This is a genomic window from Allotamlana fucoidanivorans (assembly GCF_006265225.1).
Classification (GTDB): domain Bacteria; phylum Bacteroidota; class Bacteroidia; order Flavobacteriales; family Flavobacteriaceae; genus Allotamlana; species Allotamlana fucoidanivorans.
Genome location: NZ_VDCS01000005.1, coordinates 159795 through 185589, shown reverse-complemented (window position 1 = coordinate 185589; position 25795 = coordinate 159795). Strand labels below are relative to the sequence as shown.

The window sequence follows — 25795 nt, the reverse complement described above, 5'->3', positions numbered from 1 at the left end:
AAATAAATGCTTAGGATGCTTGGTTTTTTCTAATGTGAATTTGTTTAGAAATTAAATTTTATAGCTTAAAAAAACGTTTTGTTGTGCTGAAAATAAATATTCCAGGCATGCAGAGCATGATATTTGTCATGTTCTTGTGTTCTATGTCGCTCTATCTTTGTCGATTAATAAAACAGTTATGAAAAAAGCGCATTCGTTTCATATTCCAGTAATGGGGATTGGATTTACTATTGATACGCCTCTAAAAGTGGCACAGTACGGTATGGATTCTGTGATTTCTCTTGTTGACGATATTTTACTAGAGAAATTAAGAAAAATGTATAGTGAGAAGTTTGAGATTCCTTATCAGGAGATTACCGATAAAATTGAAGATTTTAGAGCAAAGCGAATCACCTCATACCTTAATTTAATAAGTGATTTAGCTGAAAAAAAATTCGAATCTTTAAAAGAATTAACTTCTAAAACCAGTGATGATTTGTTGGCATATATTAATATGTTACCCAATAATTCTCAGCTAAAAGCAGAATTTACGAAGCTTACATCAAGGGGGTTTAATTTTTCTGAAATAAAGGCTTGGGCTTCTAAGAATTTAGTGATGGGATCTATTGACGTTAACATCATGACTAAAGTTGATAAGGACAATTATAATAAAGACGAAAAATTAAGTGTAGAGTACAATGATGCTCATGCTGCCCTACGTGGTTTTGCACAGAGTAAATTGAATTCATCGGTAGTTTTATCGGCTGGGATGAATCCTAGATTGTACAGTTACATGTCTCAATTTGATGACTTTTTCCCAGATGCTCAAGGTAACTTTAATAAGCGTATCATTTTAAAGGTAAGTGATTACAGATCAGCATTAATTCAGGGAAAATTTCTTGCCAAAAAAGGCCTTTGGGTGTCAGAATATAGAATTGAATCAGGACTTAATTGTGGCGGGCATGCTTTTGCTACAGATGGGTATTTATTAGGGCCTGTTTTAGCCGAATTTAAAGATAAGCGTTGCGAGCTTCAAGAGGCTATTTATAAAGTACTTGTTCAGGAGCTTGAAAAACAAAACAGACCGTTGCCAACAACAAATTTAAGTTTTCAGATAACCGCTCAGGGTGGCGTGGGAACAGAGGAAGAACACAATTTTCTACTAGAACATTATGCGCTAGATTCTGTAGGTTGGGGTAGTCCGTTTTTGCTTGTTCCTGAAGCAACAACCGTTGATGATAAGACCTTGAGGGAGTTGGCGGAAGCTAAAGAAAAGGATTTGTATTTAAGTGGTATTTCTCCGTTAGGTGTGCCTTTTAATAATTTAAAAGGAAATACAAAAGATGTTGAGAAACAACGATTAATTGATAAAAATCGCCCTGGGAGTTCCTGCCCTAAAAAGTTTGTAGCCTTAAATAAAGAATTTAAAGAAACAGGCATTTGTACGGCATCACGCGAGTATCAATATTTAAAGTTAAAAGAACTGGATGAACAAAACCTGACTTCTGAAGCTTATAATAAAGCCTTCAATGCTATTACCGAAAAGTCTTGTACCTGTGTTGGTCTAGGAACTTCTGCCTTATTAAAGTATAATTTAGATACCAAAGTTGAAGGCGAAGGGGTGTCTATATGTCCAGGGCCAAATATGGCATACTATTCAAAAATTATGAGTCTTAAAAATATAACAGATCATATTTATGGTCGCGATAATATGGTATCAAGAGCAGATCGGCCTAATTTATTTATAAAGGAACTTCATATATATACAGACTACTTAAAGAATAAACTGGAAGAGACTAAAACTTTCATGAATCAAAAGGAAGAAAAGTATTTAAAAACATTTACTAGTAATATGAAAGCTGGCGTTCAGTACTATCAATATTTATTTCAAAATGTAAAAGATAGTTTTGAAGATATTAAAGTAAATGTTCAAAAGGAACTAAAAAAGAGTGAAGTATTACTAGATCAGATACAGTTAGAGATTCAAAATCTTTCAGTTAAGGCTTAGTTTTCTGTGATTTACTGCTGAATGCTTTTTGGTTTTTTTGATTTTTTCAACGTTTGCTTAACAAAACTTTAAAGATTTTATAAAAAGATTACGGGTAATTAATTCCTGCATTTTTTTTAAAAGAAAGGACTTCCTTTAAGCGTATTAATTAAGATATTTGTAACTTTATTGGTGGCACAATTTGTGCTGCCTGTTTTTTAGCAATAATTCACAGAAACTTGCGATGGATTTAGTAAAAGAAATACAGCGTCTTAAAAAGGAGAAAAATGCCGTTATTTTAGCGCATTATTATCAGATAGGGGAAATTCAAGATATAGCCGATTATGTTGGTGATAGTTTAGGGCTTTCTCAAAAAGCAGCCGAAACAGATGCGGATATTATTGTGTTTGCAGGGGTGCATTTTATGGCCGAAACGGCTAAAATTTTAAATCCATCAAAAAAGGTTGTACTGCCTGATGTCAATGCAGGGTGTTCCTTAGCAGATTCTTGTCCGCCAGATGCCTTTGAAGCATTTACCAAAGCACACCCAGATCATGTGGTGATTACTTATGTGAATTGCTCGGCCGAAATTAAAGCATTAAGTGACATTGTTTGTACTTCATCAAATGCCTTAAAAATAGTAGAGTCGGTTCCTAAAGATACGCCTATTATTTTTGCGCCAGATAAGAATTTAGGGCGATATATTATCAATGAAACTGGTAGAGATATGTTGTTGTGGGATGGTAGCTGTGTGGTACATGAAGCGTTTTCTATGGATAAATTAATTGCACTGCATAAAAAGTATCCAGATTATAAAATCATAGCACATCCTGAATCTGAAACACATATTTTGAATACGGCCACCTATATTGGGTCTACATCAGGAATGATTAATTATGTGAAAGAACATCAGGATCAAAAATTTATTGTGGCTACTGAAGCAGGGATTTTACATAAAATGCAATTAGAGATGCCAAATACTGAGTTGGTGCCAGCACCCGCAAAAGAAGACAATACTTGTGCTTGCAGCGAGTGTCATTTTATGAAAATGAATACCATGCAAAAACTTTATGATTGTTTAAAAAATGAATCACCACAAATTGAAGTTGACCCTGCTATAATTGATCGCGCGCTATTACCTATAGAGCGTATGTTAGAGTTGTCAAAATAATAGAATGACTACAGATTATTTAGTAATAGGTTCTGGTGTTGCTGGTCTCACGTTTGCAGTTAAATTGGCCGAAAAATTCTCGGATAAGAAGGTGGTTATTGTTACTAAAGCCAGTGAGGATGAATCTAATACAAAATATGCCCAAGGAGGTGTGGCTGTTGTATTAAATAAAGAAGAAGATTCGTTTAGAAAACACATTAATGATACCTTAGTGGCTGGAGATGGACTCTGCGACACTGATGTTGTAAAAATGGTGATTTCTGAAGGGCCAGATCGTTTGAAAGAACTATTGCTTTGGGGAGCCAATTTTGATATTAATGATGCTGGTAAGTTTGATTTAGGAAAGGAAGGGGGGCATTCAGAGTACAGAATAGTTCATCATAAAGATATTACGGGCTATGAAATTGAGCGCGCTTTATTAGCTAAAGCACATGAATTACAAAATATTACCATATTACCGCATCATTTCGCTATTGATTTAGTCACTAACCACCATATTGAAGGTGCTAACCCCAATGAGCTTGTTTGTTATGGGGCTTATGTGTTTAATCAAAAAGAAGAAGAAATTTTTACCATAAGAGCAAACAGTACACTTTTGGCTTCAGGGGGCATTGGTTGTGTTTATGGTCATACTACCAATCCTAAAGTGGCAACAGGTGATGGTATTGCTATGGCTTATAGAGCGAAGGCTAAAATAAAAGATATGGAATTTGTACAGTTCCATCCAACCGCTTTATATGATTCTAGTGTAGGATCAGCATTCTTAATCTCTGAAGCTGTACGAGGGTTTGGAGCCTATTTGAGAAATAAAAGCGGACATAGATTTATGCCAGATTATGACGATCGGGCTGAGTTGGCATCCCGTGATATTGTATCACAATGTATTGATACAGAGTTAAAAAAAACGGGAGATACCCATGTTTATTTAGATTGTACCCATTTAGATATGGAAGCCTTTATAAAACACTTTCCAAATATCTATGAAAAATGTTTAGAGTATCATATAGACATAAAGACCGATTGGATTCCTGTAGTGCCAGCGTCTCATTATTTGTGTGGCGGTATAGAAGTAGATAAGAATGGAAAAACTACAATAAAAAACCTCTTTGCTTGTGGTGAATGTACCAGAACAGGTTTGCACGGTGCTAATAGATTGGCATCAAACTCATTATTAGAAGCATTGGTATATGCTCATAATATTTACAAATACGCATTAGAAGGTACAAATCAATCAACAAATGTAATCATACCAGACTGGGATGATAAGGGTACAGTAATACCCAAAGAGCATATTCTAGTTCAACATAACTTGAAACAAGTACAGGCCATAATGAGGGATTATGTGGGTATTGTTAGAAGTCATAAGCGCCTTAAATTGGCGGTGAAACATTTAGATGTTATTTATGAAGAGGTTGAAGCTTTATATAAAACCTCAAAGATTAGTACATCGCTTTGCGAATTACGTAATATGCTCAATGTAGCGCATTTAATTGTTAAACAATCACTACAGAGAACTGAAAATAAGGGAGGGTATTACAATATAGATAATCTTGATTAAGTTTTCCAGAAGAAACACAAACCGTCCTAATAATTTGTTTTAAAACATCAAGAGTTTTTTTGAATATTTTTACTACATGTCTGTGCGTCATAAACTTACACGTTTCTAAATCAAAATTTATTAATTTCGTTTTTACATTTTGCTGTGTTATAGGAGGCTTACAAATTAATGAAAAAGACAAATTTTATGATTAGGAATTATTGGAATGAAAAGTGGAAAGACATTCAATTTGATGATGGTATAGCGACGAATGAGAAATTTAAAATTTCAAACTACGGACGAATACTTAACTGTAAAGGAGACCAGCCTTTTTTGGTAAAAGAATCATTCATTAATGGATATCAAAATCTTCCTCTCAAACAAAAACTCAATGGCAAATCAACAAGCAGGTATGTTCATAAATTGGTGGCTCAACATTTCTTAGAACAAAATGATGGTGTTTATGTGGTACATCTCAATTATGATAAGACTGATAACAAGGTTTCAAATTTAAAGTGGGCTACAAAACGTGAAAAAGAAGTGCATCAGTTTAGCAATCCAGAATACAAGAATACACCTAGAAAAAGAACCTATTCTAAACTAACGGAAACCAAAGTAAAACTTATTAAAAGAAAGATTAATGATCCCAACAGAAGAACACGTTTAAAAATGATAGCCAGACAGTTTGGTATTTCTGAAATGCAGCTCTATCGTATAAAAACTGGCGAAAACTGGGGGTCAGTCACTGAATATTAAAAGCCATTTACTAGCGCCTTATTCATTACTTATGCCCTTGATGAGATGCGATGTAATCTCGCATATTCTTTTGGGTTTATTGTTTTATACTTTTTAAACTGCCTGTTAAAATAACTTAAGCTGTTAAATCCTGATTCAAAACATATTTGTGACACTGTTAAATCAGATTCTGATAAAAGTTTAGAGGCATGAGCAATACGTAACTTATTTACGTATTCAGTAAACGTTTTTTTGGTACGCTTTTTAAAGTATTTACAGAATGTAGATTTGCTCATATGTACTTTTGAAGCGATTTCAGATAGTGAAATGTCATGATGCAGATTATCAAAAATATAGTTCAAAATTTTCTGAAAGGTTATACTATCTTTAGCTTGGTAAAATTGAGACACCTGTGTGGTAGAGAGCAACCGTTGACAAGAATCATGACTCAGTTCTTCTATAAGTTTATAAAAGGATAACAATCTAGGCATGCCTGTTAATGAGGAAAGTGATGTAAGTTGTTTTGCATATTTTTCACTGTTTAAAAATTGAACACCACTTGAGGCTTTTTTTAAGAGTAAATGAATATGTTTCATTTCGGGAAGTTCGTTTTGAAAGAATAAATCATCTTTAAATTGAACAACATGACTTTCGGCTACCAGCCCTTTTCTGTCATAAAAATCATTATCGCATCGCCAATAGTGCGGCACTTGAGAGCCAATTAAAACTAAATCTCCAGCCTTAAAGAGTTCGGCACTTGCGCCAACAAATCGGGTACCGTAACCAGATTTTATATAAGTAAGCTCATATTCTACATGAAAATGCCATGATGAATCAAAGTAGTCTTGTTTAAATTGAGTAGCTATAAAAGACTGTTGATATGGATAAAATACCTGTTCATTTATAGCTTTCATGGTCGTATATGTTCTGTTTTGAATGTAAAATTATATTATTTGGAAATATAGTTCAAAAAATTGACAATATGCGTCTGTGATGAAAAAAGTATATGTAACATTTTTGCAAGAAATAAATAAAGCTATTATGGAAAAATCTAAATTTACAGACCCATTTAAGCAGGCGCGAGAAGGAAAAGGGTATGGTGAAATGAATGATCAAAACGATCCTGTAACCATGATTTTGGGTCATAAAGACGTGCGTAAATGTGCCCACAATTGGAAAACCTTTCAATCTGGTGGAGAAGAAGTTGGACGTATTGTGGTGCCTTCTGAAGTACATATTAGAGAAACACGGCAAATACCTTTTGAGGTTGATCCGCCAGAACATAAAGATTATAGAGATTTATTGAATCCTTGGTTCAAACGCCCGCTGGAGTCAGACTATCAAGCTAAATTAACGGATATAATAAACCAAGTTGTGAATGAAGCTTTAGAAAAAGGCAGCTTAGAGGTTGTTGAAGAGTTCTCTTTAAAATTACAATCACGAGCACTTACCCTTTTACTAAATATACCTTTTGAAGAATCAGAACGTTGGATTTCTTGGGGTACCCATGTGTTTAGAAGTGAAGACACCGCTTTAGATGCCGATAAAGCCAATATTCTTTATGATTATATAGACCGCGAAATAGACAAAGCGATTGCCAATCCGGGTGATGATTTATATTCTGTATTACTAGCTTCAGAGGTGAACGGAAAAAAAATGACAAAAGAAGAAGTTAAAGGTGTTTTAGTATTAACCTTTGCAGGTGGTAGAGATACTGTAATTAATGCAGTTACTAATTCCATCGCTTATTTTGCGGATCATCCAGAATCTTTACAACGCTTACGTGATGAACCCGAAATAATGAATACGGCTATTGAAGAATTAATCCGTTATTTTTCACCCTTAACTCAAATGGGACGTGTAGCTACAGAGGATACTCAAGTTTGTGAGCATGCCATAAAAGCGCAAAGTAGAATTTCTATGTGTTGGGCATCAGCCAATAGAGATGAGCGCGTTTTTGAAAATGCTAATGAAGTGATTTTAGACCGAAAAGTGAATCCGCACGTAGCATTTGGTTTCGGGACTCACAACTGTTTAGGGGCTACTCATGCGCGTCAAATCATGAAAATTTTATTAAGCACGCTAACTGAAAAAGTAGGTTCTATGAAAATTTTAGAGGCTAAAGAAAACATAGAAGACCTTGATGAGTTTAAACGGAAAGTAGGTTTTGATAGCCTCCATGTAACATTCAACAAACTTTAAAAAATAAACACTAAAAAAAGATAAAAATGGCGAAAATCACATTTATAACTAGCGATGGAAAGGCTACTACCGTAGAAGGCACAAGTGGTACTGTAATGGAGTTGGCAGTACAAAACAAAATTAAGGGTATTGATGGCGATTGTGGCGGTGTTTGCTCTTGTGCTACCTGTCACGTTCATGTGAACCCAGAACAGTGGGGTATCACAGGTGAGCCAGACGAACTGGAGAGTGACATGTTAGAGTTTGATGACAACGTTAGCGAATACAGCCGATTGTCTTGCCAGTTAAAAGTAAGTGATGCGCTTGATGGTCTTGAATTGACGGTTGCAAATTAAATTTGACATGACAACAACTAAGAGTCAGGTATGTGTTGTTATTGGTGCCAGTCACGCAGGCGTAAATTTCGCTTTTAACCTACGTAGAGAAGGTTGGGAAGGCGAAATTATCCTTTATGATATAGATACAGAATTCCCGTATCATCGTCCGCCATTATCAAAAGCCTATTTAACCAGTAAAGACGAAACAGATCAAAGTTTACTGTTTCCAAAAGAGAATTATACAACCGATAATATTACTCTAAAACTGGGAGTTGGGGTTGAACGTTTTAATCGGGAAGAGCAATCAATTTTGTTAAGCAATGGATCTATTCAATCTTATGATAAATTAATCATTGCCACAGGTGCAAGACCTTTCATGCCACCAATTAAAGGCATTGAAACCGCTAAAAACCTGTTCCCGATGCGAACCGCTGAAGATGCCATTAACATTAGAAAGGCCTTTAAGGGCTCTAAAGAAAAACGCGTGGTAGTTATTGGTGGTGGTTACATTGGTCTAGAAACAGCTGCTTCGCTTAAAAAATTAGGTGCCTCTGTGGTTGTTTTAGAGCGTGAAGCTCGTATTTTAGCTAGAGTTACAGCTCCAGTTATGTCTCAGTTTTTCACACAATTACATCAAAACAATGGTGTTGAAATTCTAACAACTAAAAATGTTGTTTCTATTGAACCAAATGGCGGTTGTAATATGGTTGTCTGTGATGACGGCTCGCAATTTGAAGCTGATCTAATCGTAGTTGGGGTAGGTATTCAGGTAAATACTGAATTAGCTCAAGAGGCTGGTTTAGTTATTGAAAATGGCATCAAAGTTGACGAAACGGCCAGAACCAATGACGAAAATATTTACGCCATAGGCGATTGTACCTATCATTATAACCCACATTATAATTGTTGTCTTCGATTAGAATCCGTTCAAAATGCTGTAGATCAAGGAAAAACCGCTGCTAAAGCCATTTGTGGAGAAGCGGTTATTTATGATGCTATTCCTTGGTTTTGGTCAGACCAGTTTGATGTAAAACTTCAAATGGTAGGGCTGTCAATTGGCTATAATAACATAGTTGTTAGAGATGAAGAAGCTGAAAATAGTTTTTCAGCATGGTATTTCAAAGATGATGAATTATTAGCGGTTGATGCCGTAAATTTTGCAAAGGCCTATGTTTTAGGTACTAAATTTATTAAGTCTGGACAGAAATTGGATAAATCGAAAATATCCGATATATCCATCCCATTCAAACCTAATAGCTTTTTAGCTGAATAAAAAACAAACGATGTCAATACAATCAAAATCAGCCATTGCAACAGGAGATGGTACATTTATAATAGATACAGTCACTATTGCTCAACCCAAAGCAGATGAGGTTATAGTAAAAATAAAAGCAGCCGGACTGTGTCATACAGATCATGATTCTTTAAATTGGGGAAAACCTATTGTGTTGGGTCATGAAGGAGCTGGAATAGTAGAACAAGTAGGGTCAGAAGTTACTGATTATAAATCTGGTGATAAAGTTATCTTAAACTGGGCTACACCATGTATGAAATGTTTTCAGTGCCAGGAAGGGAATCAGCATATTTGTGAAAACAATTCACCTGTTACCGCAGGAGGCAATGGCTACACGCCAGGGCATGCCCATTTAGAAGGTACCCTTTGGAACAATAAACCCATTGAGCGTTCTTTTAATATTGGAACTCTTGCAGAATATGCTCTAGTTAAAGCTTCGGCTTGCGTAAAGTTGGATAGTGATATGCCTATGCCTTCAGCAAGTATTATTAGCTGTGGTGTGATGACGGGTTATGGTTCGGCGGTAAATACGGCAAAAGTAACGGCAGGAAGTTCCGCTGTTATTTTAGGCACAGGCGGTGTTGGTTTAAATGTGATTCAAGGCGCAAGAATTTCTGGAGCTTCTAAAATTATCGCCATAGATATTAATCCTGAGCGATTAAAAATGGCGAAACAGTTTGGTGCCACACATACTATTTTAGCCGATAAAAATGATATTGGTTTAATGCAGGCTTCAAAACACGTAAAGGAAATGACCGATGGAAGAGGTGCCGATTTTGCCTTTGAGTGTACCGCTATTCCAGCCTTAGGAGCTGCCCCTTTAGCTATGGTAAGAAATGCTGGAATTGCTGTTCAGGTGAGTGGTATTGAAGAAAAAATTACTATTGACATGAATTTGTTTGAATGGGATAAGATTTATATCAACCCCTTATATGGAAAATGTCGTCCACAAATAGATTTTCCAAAACTAGTTTCTTTATATGATAAAGGTGATTTAATGCTAGACGAAATGATTACTAGAACCTACCCGTTGGAGAACCTTCAACAAGCCTTTGAGGATATGTTAGCTGGCAGAAATGCAAAAGGAGTCATTACTTTTTAAATTAAAAAATAATTAAACAATAAATACCTATCATAAAAAATGGTAAAAAACATATCAAAAATTGGTTCGCTTCTACTGCTGTTCTGGGGTATTCATATTCAAGGGCAATCTATAAATATTGAATTATTAAAAAACTGGAAATTTACCAATTACGATTATGGTGCTGCCTTTCAAGAAAATTTTGATGATTCCAACTGGGAAAGTGTTACCATTCCTCATGATTGGGCAGTAAAACAGGATTTTAATTTTACACACGATATCCAACTTACCATGGTGGTTCAAGATGGTGAAACACAACCAAGATATAGAACTGGAAGAACAGGTGCTTTACCATATGTTGGCATAGGATGGTATAGAACTTCTTATAATATAACCGCCGAGGAATTAAATGAAGATGTTCAGCTTATGTTTGATGGAGCTATGAGCAATGCAAAGGTGTATGTAAATGGACAATACGTTGGTGAACGCCCATTTGGATATATATCCTTCTATTTTAATATCACCAAATTCTTAAAGCCCGGTAGTAATAGTGTCGCTGTCAGGTTAGAGAATTTTAATAGTCAATCTAGATGGTATCCTGGAGCGGGTTTATACAGAAAAGTTTCTATTATTAAATCAAACAAAACACGTGTTAAAACATGGGGGACTTTTGTAACCACACCAGTTATCACAAAGAAAAAGGCTCAGGTTAATTTGGAACTGGAGCTTGTTGGCGACGGAAAATGCACTGTTGTAAATGAAATTATAGCTCCTGACGGAAAGCAAATAGAGCAAAAATCACGCGAAATTACGCTTGAAAGTGCATCAAAACTATCTGAAAATTTTACGGTTTCCAAACCAAAGCTATGGGATATTAAAACGCCACATCTTTATAATATAAAAACAACTATTTTAAAATCAGGTAAAGTTATAAACACCTATAACACCCCGTTTGGTATAAGAAGTATCCGATTTGAATTGGATGGTTTTTATTTAAATAATAAACGTGTAAAATTTAAAGGCGTAAACATGCATCATGATTTTGGTCCTGTAGGTGCAGCCTTTCATAAGGAGCTTTTTGTTCGTCAAATGAAAAAGATGAAAGATATGGGGGTAAATGCTATTAGATTTTCTCACAACCCGCCAGCGCCTGAAGCTTTAGATATTTGTGACCAAATGGGTATGCTAGCCATTGATGAAGCATTTGATGAGTGGCAAATAGGAAAGGTGTTAAACGGATATTCAAAACAATTTGATTTGTGGGCTAAAACAGATTTAACTGATATGATTTTGAGAGACCGAAACCACCCAAGTATCATCATGTGGAGTATTGGTAACGAAATTATGGAACAATATCATCACGACCCCAACAATATCACCGGGTATTTAAACAATATTGTAAAATCGTTAGATACAACTAGAGCCACTACAGCAGGATTTAACTCGGCTAACAATGCTTTAGAAAGTGGTATGGCATCAACCGTAGATGTTGCCGGATTCAACTACAAACCAGGTATCTATCATAAAATAAGAGAAAAATATCCTAACTTAAAATTCTATGCCAGCGAAACAGGAGGTGCCTTAAGTACAAGAAATTCTTATAAATTCCCAGTTGTTTTTGATACACTTCAAAATACTAGGGGTACTTCTGTGAACGTGCATCTATACCCCGACGGGCAACCCGGAAATTACGAAAACACCAATGTACCTTGGGGCTATGCACCATTTAAAGAGTTTGCTGCACAAGAATACAGCGATTTTGTTTATGGTGAATTTGTATGGACAGGTTATGATTATCTAGGTGAACCATCGCCTTACCACACTGCTAAATCAAGAAGTTCATACTTTGCTCCTGTTGATATGGTTGGCTTAGAAAAAGACAAATTCTATCTCTATCAAAGCGAATGGCATGAAGACAAAGATGTTTTGCATGTATTTCCGCATTGGACTTTACCTGAAATGACAGGAAAAACACTTCCAGTGGTTTGTTACTCTACTTACGAACACGCAGAATTATTTGTTAATGGAAAAAGCTATGGTATTAGCAAAAAGGTTAAACAGGAAGTTCCAGATTTTTTAGCAAATAACATAAAAAAAGAAGCTTCCGGAGGAACGTCTATGGTACAATTAAAGGCTTATGCCATGGTTTGGGAGGATGTCGCCTATGAATCTGGCGAGCTAAAAGTGGTGGCCTATAACTCTAAAGGAAAACCAATTGCTGAAACTGTGCGCTATACTTCTGGAAATCCTCATACTATAAAAATAGAGCCCGAAATTGATATAATAAATAAAGGAGAAGTAGGCGTTTATGTGGTTTCAGTATTAGATAAAGATGGAAATTTATGTGTTAACTACAACAGAAACATGCAGATGGAAGTTAATGGTGCAGCAGAATTTTTGGCTTCTGGTAATGGAGATCCAACCAATGTACAAAACCTGTCTAAACCAAAACGGAAGCTATTCAACGGTCAGGCAGTTATTTATGTAAAAGGCACTAAAGCTGGTCAGGTAACTGTGCGTGTAACTTCAGAAGATTTTAAAGGAGAGAACCGTCAATTAATAGTTAATTAAAATGGCATCAAAATTTAGAACTACTGAACTATCAAATCCGGAATTTGAATCGGATAATTTACGTTTCATTACGGTAAAAACGCCAAATCTTAAAGGGCGAGGTGATATTTGTTTGTATGTTCCAAGTGTTAATATTTCTGAGGATATACCATTAGTCATTTTGCTTCATGGTGTTTATGGAAGTGCCTGGATATGGAGTCAAAAAGCTGGAGTTCATAGAACTGCCGAGAAATTAATTCTGGAAGAGAGCATTTCTCCCATGTTAATTGCGATGCCTTCAGACGGATTGTTAGGTGATGGTACAGCCTATTTGCCTCATCATAGTTTAAATTTTGAAAAATGGATTGTTGAAGATGTCATTGCTGCGGTTCAGGAAAATATACCAGAGATGACCCAAAAATCTAGTGTCTATATTGCTGGCTTATCTATGGGTGGTTATGGGGCGTTACGGTTAGGTGCTAAATACCCGAGTATATTTAGCGGTATATCGGGGCACAGTTCAATTACTGCATTGGCTCAAATGAGGTTGTTTGTAGAAGAACCGTTAGAAAGTTTTGAACAGGATAACGAAGATGATGTATCCGTGTTGTCAACCATTATAAAAAACAGAGATACTTTGCCACCTTTGCGTTTTGATTGTGGTGTTGGTGATGAGCTGATTGATTATAATAGAACGCTACATCAAAGATTAAAGCAGGCGCATATTAAGCATGATTATCAAGAGTTTTCAGGAAAACATGAGTGGGTGTATTGGGAACACCATGTTAAAGATTCTTTGAAATTTTTCAGTGTAATAGAGCAAAAAAAAGAGATTTCTAGTTAAAGAAATCTCTTTTTAGGTTACGGACAAAAAAAGGTTTATTTGCTGAGCATTAATAGCTCATTGCATACAATTTCAGTGATATAACGTTTGTTGCCATCTTTATCGTCATAACTTCTTGATGTGAGTTTGCCTTCAATAGCAACCTCCTTACCTTTGCTTACATATTTTTCAATAATTTGAGCCGTTTTGCCCCAGGCAATCACATTATGCCATTGGGTATCTGTAATGCGCTCACCATGATTATTGGTATAGCTTTCGTTGGTTGCAATATTAAATTTTGCAAGGGTTTTTCCTGATTCAAGATTGATGATTTCGGGATCATTTCCAAGGTTACCAATCAATTGTACTTTGTTTCTTAGTGTACTCATTTTTATAAATTTAATAGTTAAACAATTGATACTATCGAGTTCTTATGTTTCGACAAGGCAAAGATCATCAAGGTTTCAAGAGTTATTCGGGTGTTACTTGTTTAAATTCGTTTGTAAGTGTTTGTAGTCGTTTGTAAACGAATAATATTTTGTATATTAGGCATTATATACAGAAGGCGACAAGAAAAATGCGAATACGACAAGAAACTAAATACGACTATAAAGAAGTCTTTAATGTAATTGAATATGCATTTAAACATGTAGAATTTACAGACCATACAGAACAATTTCTAGTTGAAAGGTTAAGAAAGTCTGACGCTTTTATACCTAAACTATCAATTGTTGCCGAAATTTACGGAAAAATAGTTGGACATATTCTATTGACAAAGCTGAAAATCAGGAATAAAACGAATGATTTTGATTCTTTGGCTTTAGCACCTGTTTCTGTCTTACCTGAATTTCAAGGAAAGGGAATTGGTGGAAAATTGATACTAGAATCCCATAAAAGAGCGAAAGAATTAGGTCATGCGTCAATCGTTCTGATTGGACACGAAAATTATTATCCAAAATTCGGTTATGAACAAGCAGATAAATACGGCATTGAATTACCGTTTCAAGTTCCTAAAGAGAATTGTATGGTAATTGAACTGATTGAAAATGGATTGAAAGGGGTTAATGGCATGGTTGAATATCCAAAAGAATTTTACGAATAAAATAGAGCTAATGGATAAAAATCTTAGTAAAATAAAAACAGAAATTTATGACACATGCTGTCTTGACATTTCGAGTTTTCAAACTGAAGTGGAAAGCAAAGCATATAGTGCCTGTCGTTTTCAACTCAATGGTTTAAATATTTTGAGTAGAAATGCCAAAATAACACCAAAAAAAGCTGGACAATTTGTTACGTTTTGGAAACGAATAGGAAATGGATCAATTGAACCATTTAATGAGAATGACCGAATTGATTTTTGTACGGTAAATGTGCAGACTGAAAATAAGTTTGGACAATTTGTCTTCCCTAAATCTGTACTGATTAAAAAAGGAATTTTGTCAACCAAAAAGAAAGAAGGTAAAAGAGCTTTTAGAGTATATCCAAATTGGGATATTGTAAATAGTAAACAAGCTAAACGGACTCAAAAATGGCAACTTAAATATTTTTATGAAATAAACGGTGCCACCAACTTACAACATGTGATTGAATTGTATAATGAAAAATAAAGCTTGCTAATGAAAACTCCAATAAAAATAGGGGAAAGCAAATTTCCATCGAAAAAAGCAGCTCTTGAATTTTATAAAGAAATTTTAAATTCTTACGAGATTGGCGAAACTTTAAATACGTCAGATTTTGATAATCTTTTCTGTCTTCTTAAAATTCATTCAAGAAAGAAAGAAAAAATTGGTTGCGGAATTGACCATTTTTGTATTGGACTGGCAAAATTTAATACTAAAAGTTTTGAGCTAGTTAGAACGGATGAAACTTCCGAATTTATATCGTATACAAAACGCATAAATAAACCGAAAAATAAATTTGCAAACTTTAGGGCTGCCTGCCGACAAGCAATTCAAGCCGATTTAATAAACGTGAAGCAAAATTATTTTAGAGACCATTACAAAAATGGAAAAGTAAAATGCCAAGAAACAGGAAAGTTTTTAACCTATGAAGAGCTAAGTGTTGACCACAGACAACCAAATACTTTTTCTGTTATCGTTGACCGATTTATTGAAATTAAGAAACTTGACCTTGAAAAAATTGAATATTTGCAAATAAATGGAGGGCCGAACGAGTTGGTAAAACAAAAGCTAAAAACTGAATTTAGAAATTATCATAAAGAAAAAGCGATTTTACGAATAGTAAAAAGAGAGTTAAATTTAAGTAAAGCACATCAAGCACGGATTGAGAAAACAAAAATGGATTTGACAATTGAATAAAAATATTGCATAACAACTTAAATCTTGTATTCCAAGATAATATTTAAACCCCTATGAAATTTCACATAGAAACAGAGCGATTAGTTTTAAGAGAAATAAGGGAAACCGATTTAGAAGATATGTTTGAACTGGATACCGATCCTGAAGTACAGCGATATTTGGGAAATAAGCCGATAAAGGAGAAAGATGAAGCTTTAAAGCGTATACAAGCTGTTATCAAGCAATATGAAGAACTCGGTATTGGCAGATGGGCCGCGATTGAAAAGGCAACAGGGCATTTTATAGGTTGGTCTGGATTAAAATTGAATACCGAAATCACCATGAACGGATTTTCTAATTTTTACGATATTGGTTATCGCTTAAAGAAGCGCTTTTGGGGAAAAGGTTATGCTACAGAATCGGCCAAGGCTGCAATACAATATGCGTTTAAAGACATGAATCTTGAACAGCTCTATGGAATTACGGAAAAAGGAAATCAAGCATCTCATAGGGTTTTGCTGAAAATTGGATTAAACTATGTGGAAGACTTTTATTTTGAGAATGAAGGTTTAAATTTAAGATGGTATCATATTAAAAATAAGGGATTATGGACAAACAATGCTTAGAGTGTGGCAATAAAATAGTAGGTAGAATAGATAAAAAATTTTGTGATGATGCCTGCAGAAATGCCTATAACAACAGAGTAAATAAGGACAGCAAAAACTTAATACGCAACACCAATAACAGACTGCGTAAAAATTACAGAATTTTAGAATCTCTTAATGTTGAAAGAAAGACGAAAACATCAAGAGCAAAATTAATAGAAGCAGGTTTTGATTTTAACTACTTTACTAGCATTTATACAACTAAGGCTGGTGCTACTTATTATTTTGTCTATGACCAAGGGTATTTGCCTCTTGAAAATGACTATTATATTTTAGTAAAACGCGAAAACTAGTCAGCTAGTTGTTTAATTACTCTTCAAAATACATATAAGCAATACCCTGCATATTAGCTTACCAATTCATGTTCTATGCGTTTTATCGAGTTATGCGCAGACTCAATAGCATCGCGTTGTTTTAAAAGTTTTTTACAAACGGAGAGCGGTAATCCAGGTTCACTAATAGCCAAATTATATTTGTTTACGCTCCATTGCATCACGTAAAACATTTCACTTAATAGTTCGTCAATTTGATTGTTAGACAGTAAAAATTTAAACTTTCTCCATATAGGCCTGAAACCAGCATATTCTGAATGTGGCATTTGCGGCTCAATACCTAGTTTCAACATTTCTACCCTTAATCCTTGGGCATATTCTTGTCTTTCGATGGCTCTTTCTTTAAATAATATTTCTAATTCAGCACCGTTAACATGATAACTAGCATTGGTATATAACTTTTCAACCTGATAATTCAACGCCAGTAAATCTTTCAAAACAAATAAAACCTTTTCTTTGTTTCTCATATCACAAATTTTATCGACCACAATTTACTTAATACTTACATGCTATTAACAACCTCGATAAACAAGTTAAATTATATTTATTAACAAATTTTAATTGTTTTTTTGTTTTTTTAACAATGCCGTCATAAAAAAACGGCTAAAGCATGAAAACTTAGCCGTTAAATATATACTCAATATAAATTACATTTATGAAATAAATTCGGCTTGTCTTTTCATGTTACCCATTTCATTTTGAATCACATCTACTTGCTTTAATAATAGTTTGCAAGTAGAAAGAGGCATATTAATTTCACTCAGTGCCTCATTATATTTTTTAACACATATAGCTTTTAAATTAAAAATTTCATCTAATAAACCGTCATCTTTGCTATAGATTAATAGGGTTTTAAATTTCATCCAAAACTCAGAAGAGGATTTTTCAAGCGCAACAGGGGCACCTCCAATTTTTATAATTTCAAGCTTTAAGGCTGCTACAAATTGTCTTCTTTTATAAGCGCGCCTTTTTAAAAATGCTTTTTGCTCTGCAACGACGAGCTCATGAGCTACTTCTAAATAAATCTTTTCTATAGTATTATTCATGACCATAAGGTCATTTAATTTTTTCAACATTCTCTCTGCGTGCTTCATAATCACAAAACTTAAATAAAAAGTAAACGCACAAAATTACAGATGAATTAGCTGATTATTAGATTTTTAACAGAGTTTAATACGCTTTTTATAAATTTTGTCAGTTTTTTAACAATAAACTCTTAAATTTTTAACAATTAAGAGTCTATTTATCTAGAAGTAGAGAACATGACCCACTAATTAGCAGGGCGCAAAACGGTGTCAAATAAAACGCCTTTTAATTTAATGGCTCTTAAACTTCCTGCTAAAATGTTTTTTTGATTGGTAAGTAATTGAACAAGTTCTTCAGAGAAACGATGCTGTTTTAATACCTCAGTATATTTATCAATACTCCACGTTTTAATTCTGATTAATTGTTCCACCAAATCGTTATAATCATTGTTTAACCTATTGTTTTTAAAGTTAAGGGACAATATATTAGAATCATTTTTTGTAATACTAGGGTATTTGGGGTGACCACCCAATTGTATTATTTCAGCACCAATGAACCTACAAAACTCATTGCGTTCAAAGGCCATGGCTCGAAAAAAGTGCTTCAAGTCTTCATGCTCAACCTCATTTAATGCATCTAAATATAGTTTTTCGGCATAGTGATTAATAGATAAGAGCTCATTTAATGGTGTTGTGTTTAGTTTAGCTTTTTTCATGGCTTAAAGTTTTAAGTATGAAACAAGAATCATATAAGAAGTTAATCTTGCAAAATTCAACTCTTAAGATACAAAATAAACAGCAAAAACCCTAACCAAGTTCAAACAAAAATCAAATATAAACTACTATCTTTATCATAAAGATGTAATTTTTTAGTGGTTTATCTCAACCAAAATATTTAGTAAGTTTACATCCTAAAATTTACAAATACACTTGAGCCCTTTCGTCTTCAAACAGTTTGAAATACACCAAGATCAATGTGCCATGAAAATAGGGACAGATAGTGTTATTCTTGGTGCATGGACACAATTAAAACAACAACCCTTTTCAATATTAGATATTGGTGCAGGAACAGGAGTCTTGTCACTGATGCTTGCTCAAAGGAGTCATTCTGAACTAATTGACGCGATTGAAATAGATGATAAAGCTTATGAGCAATGTGTAGATAATTTTGAATCATCGCCTTGGGGAGATCGGTTATTTTGTTATCACGCCTCGCTTGATGAATTTACGGAAGAAATTGAAGATACATATGATCTTATTATTTGCAATCCGCCTTTTTATGCTGAGCACTATAAAACTAATGATTTGCAACGGGATTTGGCACGATTTCAAGATGCTTTACCTTTTGATACGTTACTTTTTAGTGTATCAAAACTTTTACAAGAAAACGGGCTGTTTTCGGTAGTTATCCCATTTCATGAAGAAGCTAATTTTATTGGGCTGGCTCAAGATTATCAACTCTATCCCAACCGAATACTTCAGGTTAAAGGGAATCCAAATTCTGAAATTAAGCGCTCGTGTATTGAATTTTCATTTCAAAATAAAAACGTTGAAATAGATGTGTTGGTTATTGAAACTGAAAGACATAAATACACGCCTAAGTATATAGATCTTACAAAAGATTTTTATTTAAAAATGTAATTGAACTCGCTAATAATAATGTAAATTTGAGAAGCAGAAAGGTTTTATTGTTATAATTTTAATAGTTTTTCTGTTTTTTATTATTAAACATTAGTTAAAGTGATTTTGATATGCGACCCGATTTATTTGAATCTCCAGATTATTATAACCTAGACGAACTCCTTACTGAAGAACATAAATTAGTAAGAACTGCGGCTCGTGAATGGGTAAAGCGTGAGGTGTCTCCAATAATTGAAGACTACGCCCAAAAAGCAACGTTTCCAAAACAATTATTAATGGGGCTGGCTAATATAGGCGCATTTGGCCCATATATTCCTGAAGAATATGGTGGGGCTGGTCTTGATCAAATTTCATACGGTTTAATCATGCAGGAAATAGAACGCGGTGACTCAGGAATAAGAAGTACGGCTTCTGTACAATCCTCATTGGTGATGTATCCCATATGGAAATATGGTACAGAAGCGCAATGCAAAAAATACTTGCCCAAATTGGCCTCAGGAGAATGGATAGGCTGCTTTGGTTTAACTGAACCCGATTATGGCAGCAATCCTGCCGGAATGATGACGCATTTTGAAGATAAAGGTGACCATTATTTGCTCAATGGTGCTAAAATGTGGATAAGTAATGCGCCTTTTGCCAATATTGCTGTGGTTTGGGCTAAAAATGAAGAAGGTCGTATTCATGGGCTCATTGTTGAACGTGGTATGACTGGTTTTTCAACCCCTGAAACCCATAATAAATGGTCGTTAAGAGCTTCAGCTACTGGAGAGCTTATTTTTGATAATGTAAAAATCCCTAAGGAAAATCTACTGCCTAAAAAATCTGGACTTGGTGCCCCTTTGGGGTGTCTTGACTCAGCACGATATGGCATTGCTTGGGGCGCTATAGGTGCGGCTATGGATTGCTATGACACCGCCTTGCGCTACAGTAAGGAACGTGAACAATTTGGGAAACCTATTGGGCAGTTTCAACTTCAGCAAAAAAAGTTAGCAGAAATGATTACCGAAATTACAAAAGCTCAACTGCTAACCTGGCGATTAGGCGTGTTGAGGAATGAAGGAAAAGCCACGTCTGCGCAAATCTCAATGGCAAAACGAAATAATGTAGACATGGCCATAACTATTGCGCGCGAAGCCCGACAAGTATTAGGCGGTATGGGTATTACCGGAGAATACAGCATCATGCGCCATATGATGAATTTAGAAAGTGTGATTACCTATGAAGGCACACATGACATCCACTTATTAATCACAGGATTAGATGTTACGGGTTTAAATGCGTTTAAGTAGTAACATTCGGTTGCTATAAGTGACTATTTGTAATCCAGAAGTAATGTTGGCTTATTAAAAAAGTTTTCGTATTTAATACCTATAGGATAGTTGTCCTCGTTATAAGTGTATGTATAATAGTAATCGCTACTAGAATTGGAGGTAAAATATTTTACCACATTATTTTTACTGAAAAAAGGAAGATGGTATTCTCGTGGTTCCCAGTAGTTATCATGAAAGGCCAAAGACTCCACTACATTAAGGGTTAATCCATTAGGTAAGTCGGTGTCCAGAGATAAATAGGGATTTTCAGCATTATCAAATTCATAATTATATTCAACAATATTTGCGTGTTCCGATGATTGCACTATAATTTTATAGGCATTACCCGCTTCATTATAAAAGTACTGCTTCCCTTTGTAGAATGCGTTGGAACTACTCTTTTTAAACAGAACCTCTTTAATTCTGTTTTTGGAATCTAAATTAGCAATGATACTTGCCTCCTGTTCATTATTTACCCTTATTAAAATCTGACTCCCTTGATATGAGAAATACTGGTTAGATATATCATACGTATAACTCGCTGATCTATTGATTGTTTTAAGGTTCCCGTTAGTGTAATAAGTATAATCCTTTACAAAACTCGGATCTGTGCTAGAAGAATGCATATATGAAACCTTAAGCAACTGTCCTGTATCATTACGCGTATAAAACGTATTGTAATCCACAAAATCAGATCCAACATATTCTTTCTTAAGAACTAATCTGCCTTTTTCATAGAACAGACTATCAATATTGGTTTCATCATCAAATGATATAGAATTAAGTAGTTTCTGTGGGGGTTCGGGAATAACTATTCCATCATCAGAGTTGTTATCACATGACATAAATAGAATCAATAATAAAAACAGTCTTTTCATTTAATTTATCAATTTGAAAATTTAAACAAAAGTAGCGGAATTTTATTACAAATATATAAGTGACAGCGCATAATTTCTAAAGCCTCTCTATGGCGAAGCGCAACAATGTAGACAAGGCCATAACTGTTGCGCGCGAAGTCCGACAAGTATTAGGCAGTATGGGTATTACAGGAGAATACAGTATCATGCGCCATATGATGAATTTTGAAAACGTGATTACCTATGAAGGCACACATGACATTCATTTGTTAATCACAGGATTAGATGTTACAGGTTTAAATGTTTCTAAATAAACTATCACTTCTTTTTTTACGCAAACGTTTTCTTTAAAAAATATTGGTAAGACTGACTTTTGACAGGTTTTTTACTTTTTCTGGTTGGTAAATTTGTAGAGTAATTCTAATTACAGAGTTTCTGTAAGTAATTTTTATATCATGGAAGAATCAAGAAAAGACATTATTCAGTTCGTCAATTTGCAACTTGCTGCTTTAGGACAGCCAACTTTTAAAGATAAAGCCAGTAGTGACCAAAAATTTTGTGATCCTGAATTTGAAAAATCCACAAGAGCTTTAATTATGAGTCTTAGAGAAAAATCTAGACTCTTGTCAGAACACCAAGCTCCTGCAGATTTAAGGATTCAAAATTTTATTGATGACTACCTAAAAGACGTTTCTGTTGATAAATCATATAAATTACCAAATAACACGTTAATCTTATCGAAAAAAGGACAAGCTAGAGAAATTAGCTTACCGCCAGATGGAAATTCGTTTAAAAGTGATTTAGTAACATCTAGCCGTTTAAAACAAGGAATTTTAAACAATCCCTTACATGACAAGAGAACAACAAAAGGCACATTTCATATTGTAGAAGGTCCTTTGCCTGTTCCTCTAGACAAAAAAGAAGTACCAAGAGTGGTGCTTGCACACTTTTTGAATGCAGCTTTTAATCCTTCTGATGAGATGAATACCTTACCATTCACTTCAAGTCAAGAAGACAAAGCAAAAACTATGGTCTCTATGTTATTACGACCTGTGGTTTGTCCAGAAGTAAAAGGTGTTGTTTCAGAAAAATCATTAGAGGTTCGTTTTTTTGCTCCGGGCAACTTAGTGAGTAATCTTGATTTTGTGGAGAATATTTTTGGTAACGCTGGTGATCCTAATTTAGCTCATAATGATGCAGCTCTAGACCCAGAACACTGGACTGGCCATACAGGTTGTATTATTTTAGCACCACAACTTTTAAAACTAAAAAAGAAAGATGTTGGTCTGCCACATTTTGATGTTGCTACAGAACGCCAAAGAAAAGATGGTATGTGCTGGCAGGATGAAAATGAGTACTACAATGATGGTTCTGCGTTCAAACTAACCTGTAGAGATGAACGTGGTGTTGTTGTTACGCTCATTGCTGACAACTACTATGGCTATTCTAAAAAAGAGATAAAGACCCAGATTAGCTACTCTGCAAACCTTTATGGTTTATTAGAAGAAGAACATGCTGGAGGTGCCATAGCTTACGCAAGACGTATTATGGGTGACACGGTAAATGGTGCTGATTATTCTGAAGTTTATGGACTCAACCACTCCTTTGAAGATGTAAAAAGACTGTTAGCGGATCGCATTGAAATAAAACCTGAAAACTATGCGGTTGATAAAAAGTATACGAACATTGTTTATTTACCAGAATCAGCGTATTTTAATATTAACACTAACAATATTACCTGGGAATACAATGGTGAAACACAAGCGTTGACCTTATCGCCTTTTAAAACCTATGTACATCCTTCTGGTAATAAACTAAAGCTTGAAAAGCATAAGACCATCAATTTATGGCGTATTGTTGAAACTTTTCCAGAAGGGGTATTTTGCCACAAACCTTGTACCGTTTCTGGTGGTGGAAAATCAGAGATTTCAAAATCTATGCAAAACGCTATCACTTACAGTACATTTAATATTCATAATATAGAAGAAGACTTTAAAAAAGCGGATGAAATTATTGAATTTGATTATTCTACACGTTGGAGAGTAAAAGATCCTAACAGAAAAAAATCAAGATCGTTCCTAAGTGAAGATAGAACTTTAGGTTCTGTTGTAAAACTCTTAACACCTTCAGAAGAAAACTCTGATGAATTTAACGAATGGCTAGAGAATATTCCTGTCCATATCCGTTCATTAGTTTTGTTTGTAAAACGATTATTCAGACAAGCACATGGTGGAAACTTAAACTGGAAAGATATGATGTCTGTTGAAATTGTTAACGGAGTAAAAGGAACATCATTGATTTATAATAACAATCCTGTAGTTGGTAGTTATGTGCGTATTGGGTTTAATCAACAAGGCACTTGGATGCTAAACAAGTTGCGTTCAGACTTTGCTGCCAGTGAAAAAATTCAAACAGAAGATGATATTTCTGCCTCAATAACCTTACCAAGACAACAGTTAAAAGATTTAAACCCAGAGTATACAAACCCTAGCGTAAAAGTACTTACAAACTGTGAGGCACATTTGTTCCAAAGACCAGATGAAGCTATTGTAAGAGGCTATGATAAAGGTGCAGAATTAGATATAATTTCAAATGGAAGGTTCTTGACAAACTATGAGATGTTGACCAAACAAGATGCTATTGACATCTATGAAGACACGATTAATTTTGATAAATATACACAGCCTGTTAAGGACTTCATTCTAGATATCATCAATAATGAAAGTGATGACATTCAATTTGTGTTACCGTCACACCCAAGAATTATTGAAGATGGTTTGCCAACTAAAAATCCACGTTATTTAGAGCCAAATAGATTCTATGAAGAAACCGAAGCTTCTTATATTGCAGATATTGGTGTAAGGCTTCATAGAAAAATTGAACCAGAAAACCCAGTCGTTCATGTTGTAAATGCCGTTTTACCTGGCAGAAGAAACAACCCTGTTGATAAAGCAAATGGTATTAGACCTCTTGCCGTGTACAACCCTATTCACTACCAAGAAACCCCTGAATTGTTCATGGACTTTATTTGTAGTTTAACGGGAAAATCGCCTTCAACAACTGGTGCTGGTTCTGAAGGAGCTTTAACCAAAGCACCATTTAATATGCTAACACCAACAACAGACTTAAATAATGCACTGTTATCACATATCTTAACAGAATCTAACGGCTTTAGTACGGCTGCCGGTTATGTTGGTGCTGAAAACAAAATTGACCATGATGTGAGTTTATTAATTCCTGAAATCTGGGCAAGAATGACACCTGATGACAGAGATCCTAAAAACCTTATGAACAACGGATCTTTGGAAAAACTTGAAGATTTTGAATACGAAGGGCAAAAAGTATTGGCTAGTCGATTAGGATATAGAATTACCAGAATGTTTAACTTATTATGCTTAAACCGCATATTTGATGAACCTACAGCGGTATTTAGTGAGCGTATGCTCAAGCCAGAACTTCAAGGCATGGAAGACTATGTTGATGGTATTAACAATATTGTTGAAGCCCAAACTAAAGTAGCACGAAATTATTTCGAAGATGGAAGTGTTGAGGCTGCAATTCCTCCACTTCAAATCTTATTACACATTATGGCTTATGGGCATTTTGAGGGTAAAGATATTAGCGATCCTGAATTACGCCAGCAATTTACACGCGAAGCTGTATTGAATAGTGATTGGTATAAAGAGCGTTTAGCAATAAAACAGCAAAAAGACATTAAATTCCATGAATCTCAAATCGCATACCTTGAAGGTTTCATATCAAATTCTGTAAATAGCGAATTGGTTAAGGAAATGGATATTGAAAGTCGTCTGAATAGTGTAAAGGCTTCATATGAAAAAGTAAAATCTGACGCCTATCTAAGTGAATTGGTTGGAACCATTGGTGCTGACCCACTATTTAAAAAAGCGAGTTAAATTTGTGTTTAGCTATATAGTGTTTATAAAAGAAGCAGGGTTTTTAATCCTGCTTTTTTGTTGTTTTAAATTAAAGTT

General features: G+C 34.7%; 24 protein-coding genes and 1 pseudogene. 19 read left to right on the top strand and 6 right to left on the bottom strand.

The window, feature by feature from the left end:
• Positions 1–178 precede the first annotated feature (178 nt).
• From FGF67_RS06440 to FGF67_RS06425, 4 genes are all read left to right on the top strand, one after another.
• Positions 179–1987, top strand: a complete 1809-nt coding sequence (locus FGF67_RS06440) for a hypothetical protein (RefSeq protein WP_139695910.1) — start codon at positions 179–181, stop codon at positions 1985–1987.
• A 223-nt stretch (positions 1988–2210) separates the two neighbouring features.
• Positions 2211–3137, top strand: coding sequence for a quinolinate synthase NadA (nadA, locus tag FGF67_RS06435; protein WP_139695908.1), 927 nt, complete (start codon positions 2211–2213; stop codon positions 3135–3137).
• A 4-nt stretch (positions 3138–3141) separates the two neighbouring features.
• Positions 3142–4695 carry an L-aspartate oxidase gene (nadB, locus tag FGF67_RS06430; RefSeq protein WP_139695905.1) on the top strand — a complete coding sequence of 518 codons (1554 nt, stop codon included), beginning with the start codon at positions 3142–3144 and terminating at the stop codon, positions 4693–4695.
• A gap of 186 nt (positions 4696–4881) precedes the next feature.
• Positions 4882–5430: an HNH endonuclease gene (locus FGF67_RS06425; protein ID WP_139696106.1), complete on the top strand. Its 549-nt coding sequence runs from the start codon at positions 4882–4884 to the stop codon at positions 5428–5430.
• A gap of 29 nt (positions 5431–5459) precedes the next feature.
• Here FGF67_RS06425 and FGF67_RS06420 read toward each other — a convergent pair whose 3' ends face one another.
• Positions 5460–6323, bottom strand: coding sequence for an AraC family transcriptional regulator (locus tag FGF67_RS06420; RefSeq protein WP_139695903.1), 864 nt, complete (start codon positions 6321–6323; stop codon positions 5460–5462).
• Between the two features lie 127 nt (positions 6324–6450).
• Here FGF67_RS06420 and FGF67_RS06415 point away from each other — a divergent pair, with 127 nt between their 5' ends.
• Genes FGF67_RS06415 through FGF67_RS06390 form a run of 6 tightly spaced genes read left to right on the top strand, consistent with a single transcriptional unit; the run spans position 6451 to position 13697 of the window.
• Positions 6451–7611 (top strand): cytochrome P450, encoded by a 1161-nt coding sequence (locus tag FGF67_RS06415; protein ID WP_139695901.1) that lies wholly within the window; start codon positions 6451–6453, stop codon positions 7609–7611.
• 26 nt (positions 7612–7637) lie between these two features.
• The gene (locus FGF67_RS06410; protein WP_139695898.1) at positions 7638–7946 is read left to right on the top strand and encodes a 2Fe-2S iron-sulfur cluster-binding protein; all 309 of its coding nucleotides are present in this window, start codon (positions 7638–7640) and stop codon (positions 7944–7946) included.
• Positions 7947–7953: 7 nt separating this feature from the next.
• Positions 7954–9201 (top strand): NAD(P)/FAD-dependent oxidoreductase, encoded by a 1248-nt coding sequence (locus tag FGF67_RS06405; RefSeq protein WP_139695896.1) that lies wholly within the window; start codon positions 7954–7956, stop codon positions 9199–9201.
• A 10-nt stretch (positions 9202–9211) separates the two neighbouring features.
• Positions 9212–10324, top strand: a complete 1113-nt coding sequence (locus FGF67_RS06400; protein WP_139695894.1) for a Zn-dependent alcohol dehydrogenase — start codon at positions 9212–9214, stop codon at positions 10322–10324.
• Between the two features lie 39 nt (positions 10325–10363).
• Positions 10364–12874, top strand: coding sequence for a glycoside hydrolase family 2 TIM barrel-domain containing protein (locus FGF67_RS06395; RefSeq protein ID WP_139695892.1), 2511 nt, complete (start codon positions 10364–10366; stop codon positions 12872–12874).
• A gap of 1 nt (position 12875) precedes the next feature.
• Positions 12876–13697, top strand: a complete 822-nt coding sequence (locus tag FGF67_RS06390; RefSeq protein WP_139695890.1) for an alpha/beta hydrolase — start codon at positions 12876–12878, stop codon at positions 13695–13697.
• A gap of 35 nt (positions 13698–13732) precedes the next feature.
• On the opposite strand, the gene FGF67_RS06385 is transcribed toward FGF67_RS06390, so the two are convergent.
• Positions 13733–14065, bottom strand: a complete 333-nt coding sequence (locus FGF67_RS06385; RefSeq protein ID WP_139695888.1) for a single-stranded DNA-binding protein — start codon at positions 14063–14065, stop codon at positions 13733–13735.
• A gap of 188 nt (positions 14066–14253) precedes the next feature.
• Here FGF67_RS06385 and FGF67_RS06380 point away from each other — a divergent pair, with 188 nt between their 5' ends.
• The 5 genes from FGF67_RS06380 to FGF67_RS06360 are packed head-to-tail and all read left to right on the top strand — an operon-like array spanning position 14254 to position 16931.
• Entirely contained in the window at positions 14254–14778 is a 525-nt protein-coding gene (locus tag FGF67_RS06380; protein ID WP_139695878.1) for a GNAT family N-acetyltransferase, read from the top strand.
• 10 nt (positions 14779–14788) lie between these two features.
• Positions 14789–15283 carry a MepB family protein gene (locus tag FGF67_RS06375; protein WP_139695877.1) on the top strand — a complete coding sequence of 165 codons (495 nt, stop codon included), beginning with the start codon at positions 14789–14791 and terminating at the stop codon, positions 15281–15283.
• A gap of 9 nt (positions 15284–15292) precedes the next feature.
• Entirely contained in the window at positions 15293–15994 is a 702-nt protein-coding gene (locus tag FGF67_RS06370; protein ID WP_139695875.1) for a DCL family protein, read from the top strand.
• Positions 15995–16047: 53 nt separating this feature from the next.
• Positions 16048–16599, top strand: a complete 552-nt coding sequence (locus tag FGF67_RS06365) for a GNAT family N-acetyltransferase (protein ID WP_139695873.1) — start codon at positions 16048–16050, stop codon at positions 16597–16599.
• A complete protein-coding gene (locus FGF67_RS06360) occupies positions 16581–16931 on the top strand; it encodes a hypothetical protein (RefSeq protein ID WP_139695870.1) in 351 nt (116 codons plus the stop codon). Before FGF67_RS06365 ends, FGF67_RS06360 begins: the two co-directional genes overlap by 19 nt.
• A 53-nt stretch (positions 16932–16984) precedes the next feature.
• Here the strand turns inward: FGF67_RS06360 and FGF67_RS06355 are convergent, their stop codons facing one another.
• From FGF67_RS06355 to FGF67_RS06345, 3 genes are all read right to left on the bottom strand, one after another.
• Entirely contained in the window at positions 16985–17437 is a 453-nt protein-coding gene (locus FGF67_RS06355) for a DUF2383 domain-containing protein (RefSeq protein WP_139695868.1), read from the bottom strand.
• Positions 17438–17623: 186 nt separating this feature from the next.
• On the bottom strand, positions 17624–18064 hold the full coding sequence (locus FGF67_RS06350; protein ID WP_139695866.1) for a DUF2383 domain-containing protein: 441 nt from the start codon (positions 18062–18064) through the stop codon (positions 17624–17626).
• A 176-nt stretch (positions 18065–18240) separates the two neighbouring features.
• Entirely contained in the window at positions 18241–18711 is a 471-nt protein-coding gene (locus FGF67_RS06345) for a DUF2383 domain-containing protein (protein WP_139695864.1), read from the bottom strand.
• 265 nt (positions 18712–18976) lie between these two features.
• Between FGF67_RS06345 and FGF67_RS06340 the strand changes: the two genes are divergently transcribed.
• Positions 18977–19636, top strand: coding sequence for a tRNA1(Val) (adenine(37)-N6)-methyltransferase (locus FGF67_RS06340; protein ID WP_139695862.1), 660 nt, complete (start codon positions 18977–18979; stop codon positions 19634–19636).
• Between the two features lie 110 nt (positions 19637–19746).
• A complete protein-coding gene (locus FGF67_RS06335; protein ID WP_139695860.1) occupies positions 19747–20925 on the top strand; it encodes an acyl-CoA dehydrogenase family protein in 1179 nt (392 codons plus the stop codon).
• Between the two features lie 23 nt (positions 20926–20948).
• Here FGF67_RS06335 and FGF67_RS06330 read toward each other — a convergent pair whose 3' ends face one another.
• Entirely contained in the window at positions 20949–21824 is an 876-nt protein-coding gene (locus tag FGF67_RS06330; protein WP_139695858.1) for a hypothetical protein, read from the bottom strand.
• 83 nt (positions 21825–21907) lie between these two features.
• Between FGF67_RS06330 and FGF67_RS06325 the strand changes: the two are divergent.
• Both FGF67_RS06325 and FGF67_RS06320 read left to right on the top strand, forming a co-directional pair.
• Positions 21908–22117, top strand: a pseudogene (locus FGF67_RS06325) (acyl-CoA dehydrogenase family protein); the annotation flags it as partial.
• A gap of 141 nt (positions 22118–22258) precedes the next feature.
• The gene (locus tag FGF67_RS06320; protein WP_139695856.1) at positions 22259–25717 is read left to right on the top strand and encodes a hypothetical protein; all 3459 of its coding nucleotides are present in this window, start codon (positions 22259–22261) and stop codon (positions 25715–25717) included.
• Positions 25718–25795 lie beyond the last annotated feature (78 nt).

What these genes read in the sequence shown, in the direction of transcription:
- FGF67_RS06370 (WP_139695875.1), top strand. Translation starts at nt 15,293, where the DNA reads ATGAAAACTCCAATAAAAATAGGGGAAAGCAAATTTCCATCGAAAAAA.
- nadB (WP_139695905.1), top strand. Translation starts at nt 3,142, where the DNA reads ATGACTACAGATTATTTAGTAATAGGTTCTGGTGTTGCTGGTCTCACG.
- FGF67_RS06425 (WP_139696106.1), top strand. Translation starts at nt 4,882, where the DNA reads ATGATTAGGAATTATTGGAATGAAAAGTGGAAAGACATTCAATTTGAT.
- FGF67_RS06415 (WP_139695901.1), top strand. Translation starts at nt 6,451, where the DNA reads ATGGAAAAATCTAAATTTACAGACCCATTTAAGCAGGCGCGAGAAGGA.
- FGF67_RS06410 (WP_139695898.1), top strand. Translation starts at nt 7,638, where the DNA reads ATGGCGAAAATCACATTTATAACTAGCGATGGAAAGGCTACTACCGTA.
- FGF67_RS06330 (WP_139695858.1), bottom strand. Translation starts at nt 21,824, where the DNA reads ATGAAAAGACTGTTTTTATTATTGATTCTATTTATGTCATGTGATAAC.
- FGF67_RS06405 (WP_139695896.1), top strand. Translation starts at nt 7,954, where the DNA reads ATGACAACAACTAAGAGTCAGGTATGTGTTGTTATTGGTGCCAGTCAC.
- FGF67_RS06395 (WP_139695892.1), top strand. Translation starts at nt 10,364, where the DNA reads ATGGTAAAAAACATATCAAAAATTGGTTCGCTTCTACTGCTGTTCTGG.
- FGF67_RS06385 (WP_139695888.1), bottom strand. Translation starts at nt 14,065, where the DNA reads ATGAGTACACTAAGAAACAAAGTACAATTGATTGGTAACCTTGGAAAT.
- FGF67_RS06365 (WP_139695873.1), top strand. Translation starts at nt 16,048, where the DNA reads ATGAAATTTCACATAGAAACAGAGCGATTAGTTTTAAGAGAAATAAGG.
- FGF67_RS06390 (WP_139695890.1), top strand. Translation starts at nt 12,876, where the DNA reads ATGGCATCAAAATTTAGAACTACTGAACTATCAAATCCGGAATTTGAA.
- FGF67_RS06440 (WP_139695910.1), top strand. Translation starts at nt 179, where the DNA reads ATGAAAAAAGCGCATTCGTTTCATATTCCAGTAATGGGGATTGGATTT.
- FGF67_RS06420 (WP_139695903.1), bottom strand. Translation starts at nt 6,323, where the DNA reads ATGAAAGCTATAAATGAACAGGTATTTTATCCATATCAACAGTCTTTT.
- FGF67_RS06340 (WP_139695862.1), top strand. Translation starts at nt 18,977, where the DNA reads ATGAAAATAGGGACAGATAGTGTTATTCTTGGTGCATGGACACAATTA.
- FGF67_RS06335 (WP_139695860.1), top strand. Translation starts at nt 19,747, where the DNA reads ATGCGACCCGATTTATTTGAATCTCCAGATTATTATAACCTAGACGAA.
- FGF67_RS06350 (WP_139695866.1), bottom strand. Translation starts at nt 18,064, where the DNA reads ATGAAGCACGCAGAGAGAATGTTGAAAAAATTAAATGACCTTATGGTC.
- FGF67_RS06380 (WP_139695878.1), top strand. Translation starts at nt 14,254, where the DNA reads ATGCGAATACGACAAGAAACTAAATACGACTATAAAGAAGTCTTTAAT.
- nadA (WP_139695908.1), top strand. Translation starts at nt 2,211, where the DNA reads ATGGATTTAGTAAAAGAAATACAGCGTCTTAAAAAGGAGAAAAATGCC.
- FGF67_RS06320 (WP_139695856.1), top strand. Translation starts at nt 22,259, where the DNA reads ATGGAAGAATCAAGAAAAGACATTATTCAGTTCGTCAATTTGCAACTT.
- FGF67_RS06345 (WP_139695864.1), bottom strand. Translation starts at nt 18,711, where the DNA reads ATGAAAAAAGCTAAACTAAACACAACACCATTAAATGAGCTCTTATCT.
- FGF67_RS06360 (WP_139695870.1), top strand. Translation starts at nt 16,581, where the DNA reads ATGGACAAACAATGCTTAGAGTGTGGCAATAAAATAGTAGGTAGAATA.
- FGF67_RS06400 (WP_139695894.1), top strand. Translation starts at nt 9,212, where the DNA reads ATGTCAATACAATCAAAATCAGCCATTGCAACAGGAGATGGTACATTT.
- FGF67_RS06355 (WP_139695868.1), bottom strand. Translation starts at nt 17,437, where the DNA reads ATGAGAAACAAAGAAAAGGTTTTATTTGTTTTGAAAGATTTACTGGCG.
- FGF67_RS06375 (WP_139695877.1), top strand. Translation starts at nt 14,789, where the DNA reads ATGGATAAAAATCTTAGTAAAATAAAAACAGAAATTTATGACACATGC.